Consider the following 16,790-nt stretch of genomic DNA (forward strand, 5'->3'; position numbering starts at 1 on the left):
TATGAAAAATTATTCTAAAATTGCCTTAAGCGTGTTATTCCTTTCAGCAGCTGTTTTTACATCCTGCAGCAATGATGATGAGACTCCGGCTCCTGTAAAAGCATCCATATATGAGCGATTGGGAGGCACTAAAATGGTCGCAGATCCTGATAATTCGGGACAGATGATCGAGCAGGGGCGCTTGAGCTTCCGTAAAGTGGTCAATTCAACCATCGGATTGATAGTTGCCGATATCCAGTCCAATGCATCAGGAAACCTGCAGGCTCATTTTGCACCCCTTTTGGCCGAAACCGGAACAACCCAGGCTACAAATATTGCAAAATTATCCGATAACCTGACTGATTTCTTTTCATTCAACACCGGAGGCACCAATGCAGTAAATACGTATTCGGGCCTGAGCATGGCGGCGGCGCACAACCCTGCGACAAATCCTAGAATGGGAACAAAATCCAGCAGTGCTGACTATACAAAATTCGAAGGTTATGTGGGCGCGGCGGCCAATGCGAACGGCGTTGCCTCAAACACAGAACTCTATACGGATATTGTGGCAGTTTTGGAATCATTGAGAACGCCTATCGTCCAAAAATAAGTAATCTTCCCAAAAAAACGCCGCCTTTTTCTGCGGGCGGCGTTTTTGTTTTAAACATTTTTTTATTCCAAAATGAGCATGCCTGCCTAAAGAAACCCCTTTTCAGTATAAATTTCTTTTATGCCATCTTTGGCCATATCATGATACATGGATTGAAATGATTGCCAGCGGCTTTGCCTTGGAGCCGTTTATCGGCATACCTGTAAAAACATCATTGCGAATTGATGTTATAACGCAGACTTCCCTAAATTGTCGAATCTTAAATTAAAGTTATCCCATGGAAAATTTTAAGCTGTCGCAAAACACGACCTTTTACGCCTTAGGATTAAGCTATAAAAAAGCAGATGCCCTGATCAGGGGAAAATTCAGCCTGGACCCTAAAGCACAGACTGAACTGCTGGCGCAGGCTAAAGATGAAGGAATAGAGTCATTACTTGTGATTTCCACCTGCAACAGGACTGAAATCTATGGCTGGGCTTCTCATCCCTATGAACTGATAAAACTGCTTTGCAGCTATACAAAAGGCAGCGTGGAGGAATTTCAGCAGTCTGGCTACATCTATAAAAATAACGAAGCCGTGAGCCACATGTTCCGGGTAGGGACAGGCTTAGACAGCCAGATCCTGGGTGATTTTGAAATCATCAGCCAGATTAAGACTGCTTTTAACCACAGCAAAGAGAAAGGTTTGGCAAACACATTTCTGGAACGTTTGGTAAATACTGTAATCCAGGCAAGCAAAAAAGTTAAGACAGAGACAAAAATTTCTTCCGGCGCTGCATCTGTTTCTTTTGCATCGGTGCAGTATATAATCCAAAATGTCGCCGATGTCGGGAATAAAAATATTTTGCTTTTCGGAACAGGAAAAATAGGCAGGAATACCTGCGTAAATTTATTAAAGCATACTAAAAACAGCCATATTGCCCTTATAAACAGAACAAAACACAAAGCTGAATTACTGGCGCGAAGACTGAATGTCATCGTAAAGGATTACTGCAATCTGAAAGAAGAGCTGCAGCGGACAGATGTGCTGGTTGTGGCTACAGGAGCACAAAGCCCCACTATTGACAAGACATCGCTTGCCCTGCATAAACCCTTATTAATTCTTGACCTGTCCATTCCGTGCAATGTAGATTCCGATGTGGAAGAGATACCCGGTGTAACTTTAATACATCTGGATCATTTATCTCAAATTGCCGATGACACGCTGGAAAGAAGAAAACAGCATATTCCTGCTACAGAAGCCATTATTGAGGATCTGAAATCAGAACTGAATACATGGGTAAATGGCCGAAAAAGCGCACCAACCATCCATGCATTAAAAGCCAAACTGAATGATATTGTGTCGGCTGAGTTTGCTTTTCAAAAGAAGAAAACAATCAATTTTGATGAAGTTCAGATGGATTTGATCAGTTCGAGGATTATCCAAAAATTAATAGGCCATTTTGCAAGCCATTTAAAAGACGAAAATACGTCATTGGACCAGAGCATTGAATTTATTGAAAAAGTATTCCAAATAGGGCAGTTTGTACCAGGTAAATCTTCTTCACCAATTGAAGAAAAATACAAAATCGATCTGTCATAAAAATGGACTAATAAAAGAGCTATCGCGGCAGTGGGGCAACAGCTGTATTTGAAAAAATGAGCGCGTGAAATACGAATAATGATGAATTGTTAAACAGTTTTAAAGTGAGATATTATTTTTGAAATTGAACAGCAAACAGAAAAAATAAAAAGCGAAAATAAAATAAGCTCAGCGTCGTGCTGGTATAAACAAAAAAAATGGCGCCAATTGTCTTCAATTGGCGCCATTTGGCTTTGTGACCTCGACAGGATTCAAACCTGTAACCTTCTGAGCCGTAATCAGATGCGCTATTCAGTTGCGCCACGAGGCCTTTTGTATCATTAAGCTAATTTTTGTAGCTTTGTTGATTGCTTATTGCGGGTGCAAAGATAGACATAAATGTGAGATAAACAAGAGAAAAATTCGATAAAAATAAAAAAAAATAGACATGGAAAATTACATACGTGATATTCAGGACTTTCCTAAAGAAGGAATTTTATTTAAAGATATCACGCCTTTATTAAATAACCCCGAAGCGCGAACAAATTGCCTTAAAATTTTAGTTGATTCTCTAAAAGGACAAAAAATTGACAAGGTAGTTGGCGCAGAAAGCCGAGGTTTTTTCTTCGGCATTTTATTGGCACAGGAATTAAATGCAGGTTTTGTTCCAGTGAGAAAAGCAAAAAAGCTTCCATTTGAAACGATTTCAGCATCGTATGAACTAGAATATGGTTTTGATAGTTTGGAAATGCATATAGATGCTATAAAAAAAGGTGATCGCGTATTGATTCACGATGATGTTTTGGCAACGGGAGGAACTGCAAAAGCAGTTTGTGAATTGGTAGAAAAATTAGGGGGCGAAATTGTACAATGCAATTTCCTGATGGAATTGTCTTTTTTGAATGGAAGAGAAAAAATTAAAGATCACCCAATTTTTGCAGCGCTGACTTATTGATTCAGACCAGAACAATTTTGTTCTTTATTGCGTACAATACAAGCCCAATACGAGTTTTGATTTCAAGTTTGTCAAAAAGACATTCTCTGTAGCCATCAATTGTTTTTGGGCTTAAACACATTTCAGAGGCGATTTCTTTATACGTTTTTTCCGTGCAGGCATGTTTGATAAAAACGATTTCTTTTTCCTTTAAACTTACTTTTTTTGATTCGTTATTGGCTTTTTTAATCAACATTCCAGAAACCAATTCGGTAAAATAAAAGCCTTTTTCAATGACACATGTAAGGGCATCTTTAAAAATTTCGGGCGAAGTGTCTTTCAGCAAATAACCTTTGGCGCCATTCGTAATCATTTTAATAATCACTTCCTCATCATCATTTACCGAAAGGGCTATTACTTTTAAATCAGGTTTGTTTTCTTTGAGCCATTTCATTGTGCTTAAACCGTCTAAAACGGGCATATTGACATCTAATAAAATCAAGTCGGCTTCTGTATCTGGATGATCATTGAGATACGAAAGAAAAACTTTCCCGTTTTCAAATCGGTTAATGACTTCAAAATCTTTAAAACTGTTGATCAAAAGTTCTAATGATTGCGAAAAAAGCTGATGATCATCGACTATAATTATTTTTTTGCTAGTGTTCGGTTTCATTGTTTTTGGTTAAGGGATATTCTAAGTTTACAGTTGTTCCTGACGGAGATGAATTCATAATTAATTGCGCGCCAATTAGTTTGGCTCTTAGCTTCATGTTGTTTAAACCCAATCCCGAATTTATTTGAGCACTATCATAACCAATTCCGAAATCCTTTATTTCTAAATGAAAAGCGGTAGCTGTAGTAGTGCAATTTACCTCAAATAAATCGCTGCGAGAATGTTTTAAACTATTGTGGAGTGCTTCCTGGAATATACGGTAGATAAATAAGTCGTGTTCTTGGCTAATAATTGGGGCTTCTCCAGTGAGATTGAATTTGTAATCAATCTTCTTTAATTTTTTTATTCGCTCTAAATCGAGTTGTATGGCTTGAATAAAATTGATCTGCAGTAAATTATCTTTATTGATGATTCGGGATAAAATCCTGATTTCATCTAATGATTTGGCCAATATTTCTTTAAGATCGTTCAGCTCCTGCTCTTGAAGCTGTTTGCCGCTTGCGTGATACATATTGAGCTGCATGATGGCTACAGAGATAATCTGGCCAATATTGTCATGAAGCTCTTTGCTGATCTCGCTTAATGTTTGATCCTTTATTTCGATTCGGGTTTTGATTAATTCGGCTTGAAAATAGAGTTCAGATTCCATTTTTTCAACCAAATAATTGTTTTTTTTCTTCAAAAAATAAAAGAAAATAACGAGCAAGATGATAAGCAAAGTTAAAAAAACAATGCCTAATGAAATGACTAATAATTGTATTTCTTTTCGCTCCATAAAAATCCAATAATATAGCAACTGTGTGCTAATAAATTCAATAAAAATACGACTAGGCTAAAAATGGATTCATCATGTTTGATCAAAAACCAATTTAGTGCAAGCATAAAGGGCAGAAAGGGTACATGAAAAACCAATATTCCTAATATGTACCAAAAGAAAACCGATTTTTTAAAGTTTAATATTTTATCCGAATTAAAAATTTCGACCAAATACAAACAGGCTAATATCATAATTAATAAAACACCAATAGCAAAACTATAGGTATAGGAATGGTTTATATCTTCTTTGAAATATAAAATATTCAAAAAGTAAGAAACAATAAACAACAAAAAACAAAAAAGAGCTATTAATCGGTGATTTGCTTTTATTAATAAGCTCCGCAAAAGCAATATATAGGCACAAAAACTTACGAGCATATAAAAATTGAAAACGTAGTAATTCAATAATCCGGTCCATTCTGTAAAATAATATCCAACTCTTTCAATCACTACAGAAAACCAAATTAGAATTACTAAAAATTTAGCTCTAATGTTCGGAAGTTTGTGCATGCATAGCAATCCAATAATTCCAGAACATAAAGCTAAATAGAAAGTGTAAAATCGTAAAAATTCAAACATATTTTTTAGTATTCTAAAGCAGGTGGTCTCCCTATGCTGCCATAATTCATTGGTTCAATACTCGAAATGTCGCTTTCTCCATTTTCCATCATTAAAGCAAGAGTGTGTACTTCTCCTTCTTTAGCCACCTTTCTGATTTTCTTTCCTGTAGCTTGTAAAAAAACGGTCATCAAACCAGCTTTTTCTTCATATTTTTTCTGTTCCGGGTATACTCCAAAATAAATACGGATTCCATTTACGTCATATCCTGTCTTTTCACCTTTGGATTTGATGTAATGAATGTATTTTTCAAGTTCTGCGACAGAAAACCAAACCGCATTTGCATCTTCTTTTTTAATGTATTTAGCAATAATGCTGGCTCGGTATTTCATGAAATTTGAATGCAATTCTTTTGCAAATTTTCTAGTAATTAATTGAGTCGGTCTTCCAGTTTCTCTTTCCATAATGATAAAATTAAGTCTTTAATAGTTGTGGGTTTAATTGATTGTTAACTAATGCTTTAATCAAATAGTACGAGCAAAATTATTTTAAAGCCTTACAGCGGGCAAGGGGAAATATCCCCTTTTTTGTAAGGGTAAATTTATTTAAAATTTTGGGTTAAAGTACTGTTTTGTAGGAAATTATAAAGAATCAATTTTACATCGTTCCTTTTGTGCACAAAATGGATAGGCGAAATCTGAAAAGCCTGTTAATAGAGTAAGAGCAAATTGTAATACTAAAAGTTATGAGTTTATATCATGAAGTTTTTCAAGGAGAATCATTCAGCGAAGACAATTATTTTGAAGCTGTACGATATGTTTTAGGGCCAGAATATGCCAATTTAAGCGAAAATGAGCTTGAAAATATTTTACTGTCTCGAGTAGATCAAATGTCTGAAAGCGAAGCCGAAGGATTTTGGTCCAGTTTAGGAAATGTTGCCAGCAGTATTGGTTCAGGAGTTTTACGCGGCGTATCTACGTTAGCTCCAATTGCAGGAACTGCGATTGGTACTTATTTTGGCGCGCCACAGATTGGTGGAGCTGTAGGTGGATTGGTTAGTAATTTGGCTGGATCTGCAAGTGCCGCTTTAGACAACAGCCGCCAACCACAACGCCGACCAGCACCGCAACAACCCTACAGACCGACGCCTCAGCCACAACGCCGACCAGCACAACCATCGGCATTTAGACAAGCTTTAGGTGACACAGGTCGTTATTTGGCAAATGCGGGTAGAGCTGCAATTCCAGCAATTCAGCAATATGTGCAAGATAATCCAGTACAATTGCGCCCTCAAGCCGCACAGGATATTGCAAGAGTTCAAGGATTGTACAATCAGTTGGGAGGTGTAATTAATAATCCGCAATTTCAAGCGGGTCAAGCACAACAAAGTCTTGGAACTGCCAGTCCAAATTCACCTATCGAAAGTCACTCATTTGCCGAATTAATCGAAAGTGTTAACTATCTAACAGAGAATATTTTATACGAATATTATAACGGAGGCTTAATCCCTACCGAAGATTATTACATCGATCAATACGGCCAGTTTGTGGGCACAAATACCCCTAACAGAATCAATAGACTTGAAAACACTATTGCCAGTTTATAAAACCTAAAAGTTATCAAAATGGATGCTTATTTAGAATATTTGAAAGAACACAATCCTGAAATGGCTAAATATTTTGAGCTCATGCAACCTATGATGGAAAAAAAAGAGCCAGAAGAAGAAAAAGAAACGCCAAAAATTGATTTAGAACTTGAGGAAAGAATCAAAAAACTCAAAAAAATCAACCATAAACTTTTTACCATTATCGAAGGGCTAAAATTTCAGCTGGAATTTGAGTTAAATCAAAATGACGACTTAGCAAAAGCAATTGGCGCCTGTACCGAATGTTTTGGGGAAAATATTGATTGTCCTGAATGTTTTGGAACTGGAAAGCCTGGAAATAACGTTCCTGATTTTATTCTTTTCAACAAATATATTCAGCCTGCCATCCAGAAATATAACAAACATTATTTCAATAAAAATTAACCATTAATACTTATAATTATGAATTATTTTGAAAGTTATTTAGACGAAGATTTATTAAATGAAGATCTTTTAGGAGAGGATCTTTTAAGTGAAGATTTATTAGAAAGCTACGGTGAAAGCTTTGATGAAGCTTCAAGACGCCGCAGACCATCAACGCGCAGCATCAGGCCAAATGTAAGTTCAGCGGTAAAACAAAAATCTAATTTTGGTCAATCCTTGAGCGGAAGAGCAAATGATTACGCGACAAAAAGCGAATTGAAAAAATCATTGGATGCAATTTCAAATCAAGTAAATGAGCTGAAAAAAACTTCATTGGCAACAAATAAAGCATTAGTTGCTTTAGATCAAAAACATACCGAATTTGCAAAAATTGATGCCCGAAAAGGCGAGAACCAGACTAAGGTTTTGAAAAACATGCAAATGATGAGTATGATGGGATCATTGTTGAATCAGCCAAAATTGGTACCTGAAAATCTTCAAATTACAGGTTCAGGAACAGATGCGAAAATCACTGCAAAAGAAGGTACAAACCCAATTTTTGTTGATCAGACGCTTTCATTATTGTTGCCAATGATGACTACAATGGGAGATTCTGGTTCTGGTAAATCAGACAACATGAATATGATGTTGCCATTGGTATTATTGGCTACAGATAAAAACAATGCTAACAGCAACAACAACTTGTTGCCAATTGCTATGGTAATGATGTTGAATAAGTAAATGGAGATAGGGCAGTTGCTCAACAATTGCCCTTTTTATTAATCTTTAAATTTTGAAAATATGAATCCATTTTTTAATATGATGTTTAGTTTTATCATGGCCAATAACAAAGCAAAACAATACAATATTGCTGATGATCATGAAATAAAAACTGTAGGATTGGCAACCGGAATGATGTTTGACAATCCGATTTTAAGTTATGTATTTATTGATAATAAGGCAAAATCAGTAAGCGAAAGTTTGAAAAGTGCTCACGCAACAACTACAGCTTCTCAAGCTCCCGGATTACCTGCGTCAGGAGCAACAACGTCAGAAGGGGCACCTGCGCAATCAAATTCAGGAGGAGCTTCATCAGGACAAGTGTTGACTATGGAAGCGGTAAAAAGCGAAATTGCGACACTGAGAAATGAGTTGACAACACAAATTTCAACTTTGTCATCTCAGATGATCAGCAAGGCAGAGTTAGAAAAACTGAATTCAGGTTTGGCTTCTTTCGAAAAGGAAAAACAGCGTTTAAACGACTTGATTGATGAAATTGGTAGAAGGTTGGAAGAAATCTCAAAAAACATCAAAACATCTGATGCTGCCACAGCTGCTAAAAGTGTTTCTTCAAAATCATCATCTAAACCTTAATCAAGATGAAAGCAGCAGTCACAAACATAGAAACTGTTCATTTGAATAAAATTGAAAAGATGACAAGCCAGATTTTGGATAAAATCAATTCGATTCGTCCGAGTCTTTTTGCAAGCAATTTAAAATTTTCAAAAAAAGCAGAAGAACAAAAGAAGCAGTTGTTTAAGGAATTAATTCCGAAAAAAATGTTTTCGATTGATAAAACACTGGATTTGCTTGGAAAAATTTTGAACGATGCGAATTTTTCTAAATTAGATGATAAAGATCAAAGATTCATTCGTGGACTTGAAAAAATTGATCTTAAAAACAGTCAATACATCACTGAAATCAATGAATTTGTTTTACAAGGAAACGATTTGGATGTAATTTTTTCTTCTTTAATGGAAGAGACTTTGTATTTCAATTATCTCAATTCAGAGTTATACGATATCGATTTTAAGTTGAGTAGCATTCGTTTACAACCTTAAAATGTAGGCTTATGGATCCGAGACTTAAAATCATATTGTATGGCAATCCAGACGAAGAATTGTCACTGTTAATGCGATTAGAAAAGGAAAAAGATTATCCAAATCATTGCACCATTATTTCAGAATTTGGAACTATCGTAAGCATTCGAACCAAACGCCGTTTTTTGAAGGCTATCTACGATAGTAAAAAAGTATTTAGTTTGAAAGCGCCAACTGTTATTCCAGCAGATGAAACAGTTGAAGAAATTCCTGAAACTCAGATTTTGGATAAAAAGAACGATATTTTGCCTGCTACTGTTTCAAATGCTGTATTTGGAATTATTGATTTTGGTTTTGATTTTACACATCCTGATTTTATTGAAAATGGCAAGACACGCTTCGAGAAAATTTGGATTCAGTCGGGTCGATACGACGGAAACAGATACGGTTACGGCCGGATTATCACTGAAGCTCAGATCAATGAAGCGCTTCTGGATGAGTTTCCTTTCAAAAAATTGGGCTATCATCCCGGTAAAACAGATTTATTTGGAAACGGCACACATGGTACGCATGTACTTGGAATTGCTTGTGGAAATGGTTCGGTTGCGCCAAAAAGTTTTGCTCCAAATGTCAAAATTATTGCCGTTGATATGGGAATAAATTACGTCAACGGATCGAATTTGTCATTAGGAGACTCTGTAAAAGGATGTGACGGACTTCATTTTATAAAAGAAGCCGCAACTGATCGAGCGCTTGTCGTCAATATGAGCCTTGGCGGTCATGGCGACGCACACATGGGCGTTACCTTGCTGGAGCAGGTTATCGATCATATTGTGACAAACAGAAAAGGAACTGCGATTGTCCAAAGCACAGGAAATTATCATCAAGGCAATACGCATACGTATGGAGACATTAAAACCGGCCAGAAAATTAAAATTCCGTGGATGTTCAAAAAAAATGACCGCACGCCAAACGAAATGGAAATTTGGTATCATGGTGATGATGTTTTGAGTGTCATAATTTATGATGATGATCAAAAGGTATTGCTTTCTTCGACACCTTTTAAAGATGAGCTTATTGTAAAAGAAGGTGATGAAGTAGGAATTTGTCTTCACAGATGCAAGGAGCCAAATACCAACAAAAACCAGATCAATATTTTGGTTAACGGCAAATTAAATTCGAAGTTTTGGACCGTTGAATTGGTTGGAAATAAAGTAAGCAATGGACGATATCATTGTTATATAGAAAGAGATGATGGCGGACAGTCTATTTTTTTGCCTGCGGTTGCAAACAAAACACATACTACTAATTCGATTTGCAATTCAAAATACAGCATTGTCGTTGGCGCTTATAACCAGAATGATGAAACAAAACCTATTTTATCTTTCAGCAGCTCTGGCCCAACCGCCGATGGAAGAATGAAACCTGAACTGGTGGCTCCAGGTTATAAGATAAAATCATCTTGCTCTTCTTCTAGCCGAGAGAATCGTGCATCAAACAAGCTTACATCTAAAAGTGGCAGCAGTATGGCGGCGCCTTATGTAGCATCACTTGTACTGAAAATTTTGGATAAAGAACCTCAACTGGATATTAGAACAATTCGAAAAAGACTTTTTGATGCTTGTGATCCGGCGTTTTTCAAAGACAGCAAGTTTGAAATTTTTAGATCGGGCCACGGTTACATCAATCCAAATAAAATACTATAAATATTATGGAAAATATAGTTTCAAATACTACAGCAAATCAAAATATTGCAAACATGTCAGGGATATTAAGAAGTAGTGTTGGGTTAAATGCGACCAATAATGCTTCAGATGTTATCTTGATTCAAAACTATTTAAAAGCGCTTGGATATCCCCTGCAAAGTAATGGCTATATTGCAAATAGTCAAACGGATAGCACTGTTATTTCGATTTTTAATTTTCAAGCTAATAATAATCTTCCAATTACAGGAAATGTCAATCCTGACGATGCTTGTTTCAATACTTTGAAACAGTTGAATAGGGGGAATGCTTCGATAACCGAATCAGAAGATGAATCGCTACATCAGCCTTTTTTGACTAATTCTTTTCTTTTTAGAAGAAATGCTGGAAATGCAAATACGTTGAACGTCATTTTCGAAGGAGATTCTTGGCTTGATTATCCAGTTCCGACTATTTTGGATTTGTACGATACCATTACAGACCGAAATCAAAGATTGAATTTGAATTGTCTGCATTTGGCCAAGTTTGGAGAAACAACTTCGCAAATGTATGCCGACAGAACTCATTTTGTACAATATGTAAGCGGTTATCGCATTGACCGAATTTATTTCAGTGGAGGCGGAAATGATGTTTTTCCGCAATTGGGCAGAATAGTAAATGCTGGCGTAACTTCTTTCGATCCGAGTTTTTTTACAGATCAAGCAAAGCTGACAGAACTCAGAAGTTTATCTGGAGACGATTTGTATCAAAAATGTATTGTACATAAGCGATTTCTAAACACAAATACTTTTGATCGCGCGCTGTTTAATTCGGTTAATTTAAGTTCAATTTTCAGTACAATTATGCGAAATTATCTAGGTTTTGGAAATATTGTAAATACTTACGCAACGCCAAATACTATTTTTTATATGCATACTTACGATTATCCGTTATTTAAACTTGGTGTGAGACCATCCATTGTGGGCGTCGATTTGCCACTTGGACCTTGGATAAAACCCGTTTTTGATCGTTTAGGTATTGCCGATGAAATTTTAAGATCGTATATTATTATTCGCTTATTAGATAAATTTTATGCTCTTTTGTGCCAAATCAAGAATCATTTCAATTATTACGGTTATCGTTTTCAAAGCAGAATTATTGATTACCGCGGGCTTTTAAATTCTTCAGAATATTGGCGAGATGAAATTCATCCAAACTCGGCAGGAGCGAGGAGATTGGCGACACGCGTCACATTTTAAAATAGAAAAACCCGACTTACTAAAGTCGGGTTTTGTATTTAAAAAGTAACCTTTTATCTTAAAGTTGCCCCAAGTTCTGTTTCAAAAGTTTGTTGCAATTTCAACATGATTTTGTCAATTTGAGCATCGGTTAGCGTTTTGGTGTTATCCTGAATGGTAAAACTCAATGCATACGATTTTTTGCCTTCTGGAAGTTTATTTCCTTCATAAACATCAAACAAATTGATGTCTTTTAAAAGTGATTTTTCCGTTTGTTTTGCCAAGTTGAAAATACTTTCGTAAGTCGTACTCTGGTCAATCAACAACGCTAAATCTCTTCGTACTTCAGGATATTTAGGAATTTCAGTGTATTTAATTTTTCCAGTAATGATTTTCAAAACTAAATCCCAATTGAAATCAGCATAATAGACATCTTGTTTGATTCCGAAGTGTTTTAATATAGACTTTTTAACTACGCCCATTTCAACCAAAGTATCATTGTTGTAGCAAATTGCTGTTCCTTCTGAAAAAATATCAGATTGCACTGGTGCATTCGAAATTTTGTCAATTCCTAAACGAGCCAAAATGGCTTTTACATATCCTTTCAATAAAAAGAAATCTGTTGTTTTTTGAGAATTAGTCCAGCTTTCTTTGTTTCTGTTTCCAGAAATCAATAAAGTCAAGTGTTTGTGCTCCTCGTAACCAGTCAGGTATTTATGATAGGTTTTTCCGAATTCAAATAATTTTAAATCGGCATTTTTTCTATTGATATTGTATGAAATCGCTTCTAATCCAGAGAATAACAAAGATTGACGCATGGTTGATAAATCACTGCTCAAAGGATTTAACATCGTTACGTTATGCTCTTCTTTTAATGAAGTCGAAAGTTTTGCGTATGCCGCGGTTGTCAAAGAGTTTGCCATCATTTCATGGAAACCTTGAGAATTCAACTGAGAGGCAATTACATTTTGTACTTTGTAATCTTCCGTTCTCGGTGAATTTGCTACAGTTGCATTGAATTTTTTAGAAAAATTAATGTTATTGTATCCATAAACACGCAAGATTTCTTCAATAACATCTATTTCGCGTTGCACGTCAACACGGTAAGCAGGAATTGTTAATCCTAAACCAGAATCAGAAACGCTGTTTACTTTGATATCTAAAGAAACTAATATTTTTTTGATCGTATCTTTTGAAATTTCCTGTCCGATGATTTTATATACATGGCTGAAATTCAATAAAACAGAGAAATCTTCCACCTTTTTAGGATAAACTTCCACAACATCAGAAGTTATTTTTCCACCAGCTACTTCCTGAATTAAAAGGGCAGCACGTTTTAGTGCATATTCTGTAATTGTTGGATCAATTCCTCTTTCAAATCTAAATGAAGCATCAGTGTTCAATTGATGTCTTTTGGCTGTTTTACGAATACTAACGGCATCAAAATAGGCACTTTCTAAAAAGATTGTAGTGGTTCCGTCAGTAACACCAGATTTTTTTCCACCAAAAACACCTGCAATACACAATGGTCCTTTTTCGTCGCAAATCATCAAATCTTCTTTGTGTAATGTTCTTTCAACATCATCAAGCGTAACAAATTTTGTTCCTTCTGGCAATGTTTTTACGATTACTTTTCCGTTGATTTTTGCAGCGTCAAAAGCGTGAAGCGGTTGTCCTAATTCATGCAAAACATAATTAGTAACATCGACAATATTGTTTTTTGGAGTCAGTCCAATAGCTTTTAAGCGATCTTGAAGCCAAGCTGGAGATTCTTGAACCGTAATTCCAGAAATGGTTACTCCACAATATCTTGGTGCTAAATGAGAATCTTCGACATTAACGTCGATTTTTAGCGTACGCATGTCCACTCTAAAATTGCTTACAGATGGCGTAATCAATTCAACGTTTACGCCGCGTTGTAGCATTCCCGCTCTCAAATCACGCGCTGTACCAAAATGGCTCATCGCGTCAGCACGGTTTGGAGTCAAGCCAATTTCAAAAACTTCGTCATTTACAATTTTAAAAACTTCTGCTGCAGGAGTTCCAGGAACTAACGCATCATCAAGAACCATAATTCCGTCATGACCTGTTCCTAATCCTAATTCGTCTTCGGCACAAATCATTCCGTGGCTTTCTTGACCGCGAATTTTTCCTTTTTTGATGGTAAACTCAGCACCATCTTTATCGTATAAAACAGTTCCAATAGTTGCAACTGGCACTTTTTGCCCTGCAGCCACATTTGATGCACCGCAAACAATTTGTACAGGCGCTTCTTGGCCAATATTTACAGATGTTACTTTCAATCGGTCTGCATCTGGATGTTTTTCGCAAGTAAGTATGTGACCTACTACAACTCCTGCTAAACCTCCTTTTATTGATTGGTATTTTTCTACAACTTCTACTTCCAAACCTAAATCAGTAAGTAGTTCTGATGTTTGTTCTGAAGTCCAGTCAGTTTTAATAAATTGTTTTAGCCAGTTGTAAGATATTTTCATGTTAGCTTAATTATTCTTGTATAAGGATACAAATATAAGGATTGCGGATTGGAGTAAGAAAAAAAATATTTGGTTTTTTAACCGAAATTTAGTGCGTTTGTCGGAATTTAAGGATAATACTTTAAATTTTGAAAAGACCTATGTTTTTGATGATACTTTAAAACAGTTTTTGTTTTAGGAGTTTAAATCAGTTCTTCAACATGTTTTTTGATGTTCTCCGATATTTTTTTGATTGGCAAATCATTTTCATCATCACCAAAAGGATCTTCAATTTCTTCGGCAATTAATTCTAAACTGGCCAAAACATAAAAAATAAAAACGACTACAGGAACTACATAATATCCTAAGCTCAAAGAATATCCAAAAGGCAATGTCATAATATAAAAGAAAATAAATTTCTTTATAAAAGCGCTGTAAGAGTAGGGGATAGGAGTGTTTTTTATGCGTTCGCAAGCACCACAGATGTCTGTAAAAGCAACTAATTCGGCATTTAGAATGATAAGTTGGTCTCCGGTGATTTTTTTTGATTCATACAAAGTGTTGATCTTGTTGTACATCATTTGCTTTACTTGATTCGGCTTGTGTTTATGATGATCCAGTTCTGAATCAACGTCTTCAAAAAGCTGTTTGGCAGTTTCAGAGTTGTTCAAATGTTTGTATAAGATGGAAGCATAGCCAGGAATAAACTTTCTGAAAAACTTTCGGTCATTTTCATCTTTTAAAATAGCCGAAAGTTTTATCGCAAAGTTGCGGCTGTTGTTGACTAAACCGCCCCATAATTTTCGGGCTTCCCACCAACGGTCGTATGCAGTATTTGTTCTAAAAACCAATAAAAGTGAAATCACGAATCCTAATATTCCGTGCATTACAGGAATATTTTTAAGATAATGGTTTTCATCAATTCCAAAATAAATTACTTCGACATAACCCACAATTGCGGCATAAATGCCAATGCCAATCATTACAGGGAATAATTGCCTGATAGTGTCTGATTTATGAAAATGAAAGATAAATGTGAACCATTCTTTTGTATTGTACGCGATCATTTAAATTTGTTTTATAAAACAAATTTAATTTAAATTAATATTTCCAGCTAATTCTCTCAAGGCAATTTCAGATAATTTTGCCTGATATTGAGCATTGCTGTAACGCACTTTGGCGTTGACATAATTTAACTGTGCCGTTCTGAAATCGAGCGTTGTAATTGTTCCGATTCTGAATTTGTCTAACGTAATATCCAAGTTTTGTTTGGCTATTGCTACGTTATCTTCTTCTAAATCAATTAATCCTAAGTTTGTTTGATAGGTTTGAAACGCTGTACTTAGTTGTGTATCCAAAATCATATTTTGCTGATCAATAGCAATCTGTGAATTTTCGATTTCCATTTGTGCAACTTTTTCATTTCGATGCTGATTTAAACCATCAAATATATTTAACCTTGCATTAAAACCGTAATTGAAACCTTTTGAAGATGACTGGCTCGTAAAACCCAAACTCGACTGATTTTCTGAAAAATTATACCCAGAAGTCAAATTTACAACAGGATAGCGATCTGCTTTTATTTGCTTTAATTGAAGTTCAGCAATTCGTTTATTGATGATTTGAGCTTCTACGGCTGGATTTTGTTTATGAGCTAAATCAGATAATTCAGCTAAATTCATAGCGTTATCAACCGCAACTAAATCGGTTACTGTGAAATCAATTTTTGGATCGCGTGCTAAATATTGGTTTAGTAAAATTTTAGCGTTTGCATAGGTTTCTTTTTGTCTTAATAAAGCAACTTGATCTGAATTTAAATCGACTTGAGCATTCAAAACCTCTAGTTTTGAAGCTTTTCCAATACTGAAACGGTTTTGTGCCAATGTCAATCTTTGCTTAGAAATTACGATTGTAGTATCTAAAGCGGCCAATTGATGCTGTTGCTGTACAAGATCATAATAAGCTGAATTTACCTGTACGATTTTAATCAAAACGGTTCTTCTCAATTCTGAATCGCCTAATTTTTGAAGTTCTTTTAATTGGTCCAGACGTGCAAACATTTTCATGCCATCAAAAACAGTCCAGTTTAGGCCAACTCCGTAACTTAAAGTATTGTTTTTTGCATTGTTTAATGAAGTTGTTGTTCCATCCTGACGTGTTTGTGATGAATTTGTAACACTGTTATTGTCGTTTACTGTAGCGGCCACAGTTGGCAGTATTCCTGCATTTCCAATCGTAACATTGGTTTCGCTTATTTTTGAATTATTCTTCGCAATTCTAATTTCGAAATTGTTTTCTAAAGCGATTTTTGTAGCATCTTCAATAGTCAAAACTCCTTGTGCGCTTGCTTTCGAAAGGCATAAAAAGATAATTAGTACAGTGCTGTATAAATTTTTGATGTTCATATTTATTTTCTTTTACCAGAAAATCATGAATG

General features: G+C 35.6%; 17 protein-coding genes and 1 tRNA gene. 10 read left to right on the forward strand and 8 right to left on the reverse strand.

What is annotated here, in order from left to right:
* Position 1: 1 nt before the first annotated feature.
* A complete protein-coding gene (locus SCB73_RS16725) occupies positions 2-589 on the forward strand; it encodes a globin family protein (RefSeq protein ID WP_066034731.1) in 588 nt (195 codons plus the stop codon).
* A gap of 277 nt (positions 590-866) precedes the next feature.
* Positions 867-2,171, forward strand: a complete 1,305-nt coding sequence (hemA, locus tag SCB73_RS16730) for a glutamyl-tRNA reductase (protein WP_320567338.1) — start codon at positions 867-869, stop codon at positions 2,169-2,171.
* Positions 2,172-2,407: 236 nt separating this feature from the next.
* Here hemA and SCB73_RS16735 read toward each other — a convergent pair.
* Positions 2,408-2,481: transfer RNA gene (locus tag SCB73_RS16735), tRNA-Arg, on the reverse strand.
* A gap of 111 nt (positions 2,482-2,592) precedes the next feature.
* On the opposite strand from SCB73_RS16735, the gene SCB73_RS16740 reads away from it, so the two are divergent.
* Positions 2,593-3,105 carry an adenine phosphoribosyltransferase gene (locus SCB73_RS16740; protein ID WP_320570100.1) on the forward strand — a complete coding sequence of 171 codons (513 nt, stop codon included), beginning with the start codon at positions 2,593-2,595 and terminating at the stop codon, positions 3,103-3,105.
* Between the two features lies 1 nt (position 3,106).
* Here SCB73_RS16740 and SCB73_RS16745 read toward each other — a convergent pair whose 3' ends face one another.
* The 4 genes from SCB73_RS16745 to SCB73_RS16760 all read right to left on the reverse strand — a co-directional run bounded on the left by SCB73_RS16745 (position 3,107) and on the right by SCB73_RS16760 (position 5,595).
* Positions 3,107-3,757, reverse strand: a complete 651-nt coding sequence (locus SCB73_RS16745; protein WP_320567339.1) for a response regulator transcription factor — start codon at positions 3,755-3,757, stop codon at positions 3,107-3,109.
* Positions 3,741-4,406: a sensor histidine kinase gene (locus SCB73_RS16750; RefSeq protein WP_320567340.1), complete on the reverse strand. Its 666-nt coding sequence runs from the start codon at positions 4,404-4,406 to the stop codon at positions 3,741-3,743. The genes SCB73_RS16745 and SCB73_RS16750 overlap by 17 nt, the downstream gene beginning before the upstream one ends.
* 98 nt (positions 4,407-4,504) lie before the next feature.
* Positions 4,505-5,152, reverse strand: coding sequence for a hypothetical protein (locus SCB73_RS16755; protein WP_320567341.1), 648 nt, complete (start codon positions 5,150-5,152; stop codon positions 4,505-4,507).
* 5 nt (positions 5,153-5,157) lie between these two features.
* Positions 5,158-5,595 (reverse strand): hypothetical protein, encoded by a 438-nt coding sequence (locus SCB73_RS16760; protein WP_320567342.1) that lies wholly within the window; start codon positions 5,593-5,595, stop codon positions 5,158-5,160.
* A gap of 281 nt (positions 5,596-5,876) precedes the next feature.
* Between SCB73_RS16760 and SCB73_RS16765 the strand changes: the two genes are divergently transcribed.
* From SCB73_RS16765 to SCB73_RS16795, 7 genes are read left to right on the forward strand one after another with little or no spacing between them, the layout of a single operon-like run.
* On the forward strand, positions 5,877-6,737 hold the full coding sequence (locus tag SCB73_RS16765; RefSeq protein WP_320567343.1) for a hypothetical protein: 861 nt from the start codon (positions 5,877-5,879) through the stop codon (positions 6,735-6,737).
* An 18-nt stretch (positions 6,738-6,755) separates the two neighbouring features.
* Entirely contained in the window at positions 6,756-7,160 is a 405-nt protein-coding gene (locus SCB73_RS16770) for a hypothetical protein (protein ID WP_320567344.1), read from the forward strand.
* An 18-nt stretch (positions 7,161-7,178) separates the two neighbouring features.
* A complete protein-coding gene (locus SCB73_RS16775) occupies positions 7,179-7,880 on the forward strand; it encodes a hypothetical protein (protein WP_320567345.1) in 702 nt (233 codons plus the stop codon).
* A 60-nt stretch (positions 7,881-7,940) separates the two neighbouring features.
* Entirely contained in the window at positions 7,941-8,513 is a 573-nt protein-coding gene (locus tag SCB73_RS16780; RefSeq protein ID WP_320567346.1) for a hypothetical protein, read from the forward strand.
* Between the two features lie 5 nt (positions 8,514-8,518).
* A complete protein-coding gene (locus SCB73_RS16785; protein ID WP_320567347.1) occupies positions 8,519-8,980 on the forward strand; it encodes a hypothetical protein in 462 nt (153 codons plus the stop codon).
* Positions 8,981-8,991: 11 nt separating this feature from the next.
* Positions 8,992-10,665, forward strand: a complete 1,674-nt coding sequence (locus SCB73_RS16790; protein ID WP_320567348.1) for a S8 family serine peptidase — start codon at positions 8,992-8,994, stop codon at positions 10,663-10,665.
* Positions 10,666-10,670: 5 nt separating this feature from the next.
* Complete coding sequence (locus SCB73_RS16795; protein WP_320567349.1) at positions 10,671-11,900, forward strand: peptidoglycan-binding domain-containing protein; 1,230 nt, start codon at positions 10,671-10,673, stop codon at positions 11,898-11,900.
* 53 nt (positions 11,901-11,953) lie between these two features.
* Here SCB73_RS16795 and pheT read toward each other — a convergent pair whose 3' ends face one another.
* The 3 genes from pheT to SCB73_RS16810 form a co-directional block, all read right to left on the reverse strand.
* Positions 11,954-14,374 carry a phenylalanine--tRNA ligase subunit beta gene (gene pheT, locus SCB73_RS16800; protein ID WP_320567350.1) on the reverse strand — a complete coding sequence of 807 codons (2,421 nt, stop codon included), beginning with the start codon at positions 14,372-14,374 and terminating at the stop codon, positions 11,954-11,956.
* A gap of 182 nt (positions 14,375-14,556) precedes the next feature.
* Positions 14,557-15,420, reverse strand: a complete 864-nt coding sequence (locus SCB73_RS16805) for a bestrophin family protein (protein WP_320567351.1) — start codon at positions 15,418-15,420, stop codon at positions 14,557-14,559.
* A gap of 24 nt (positions 15,421-15,444) precedes the next feature.
* Positions 15,445-16,758, reverse strand: a complete 1,314-nt coding sequence (locus SCB73_RS16810) for a TolC family protein (RefSeq protein WP_320567352.1) — start codon at positions 16,756-16,758, stop codon at positions 15,445-15,447.
* Positions 16,759-16,790 lie beyond the last annotated feature (32 nt).

It is taken from the genome of Flavobacterium sp. KACC 22761 (assembly GCF_034058155.1).
Taxonomy (GTDB): domain Bacteria; phylum Bacteroidota; class Bacteroidia; order Flavobacteriales; family Flavobacteriaceae; genus Flavobacterium.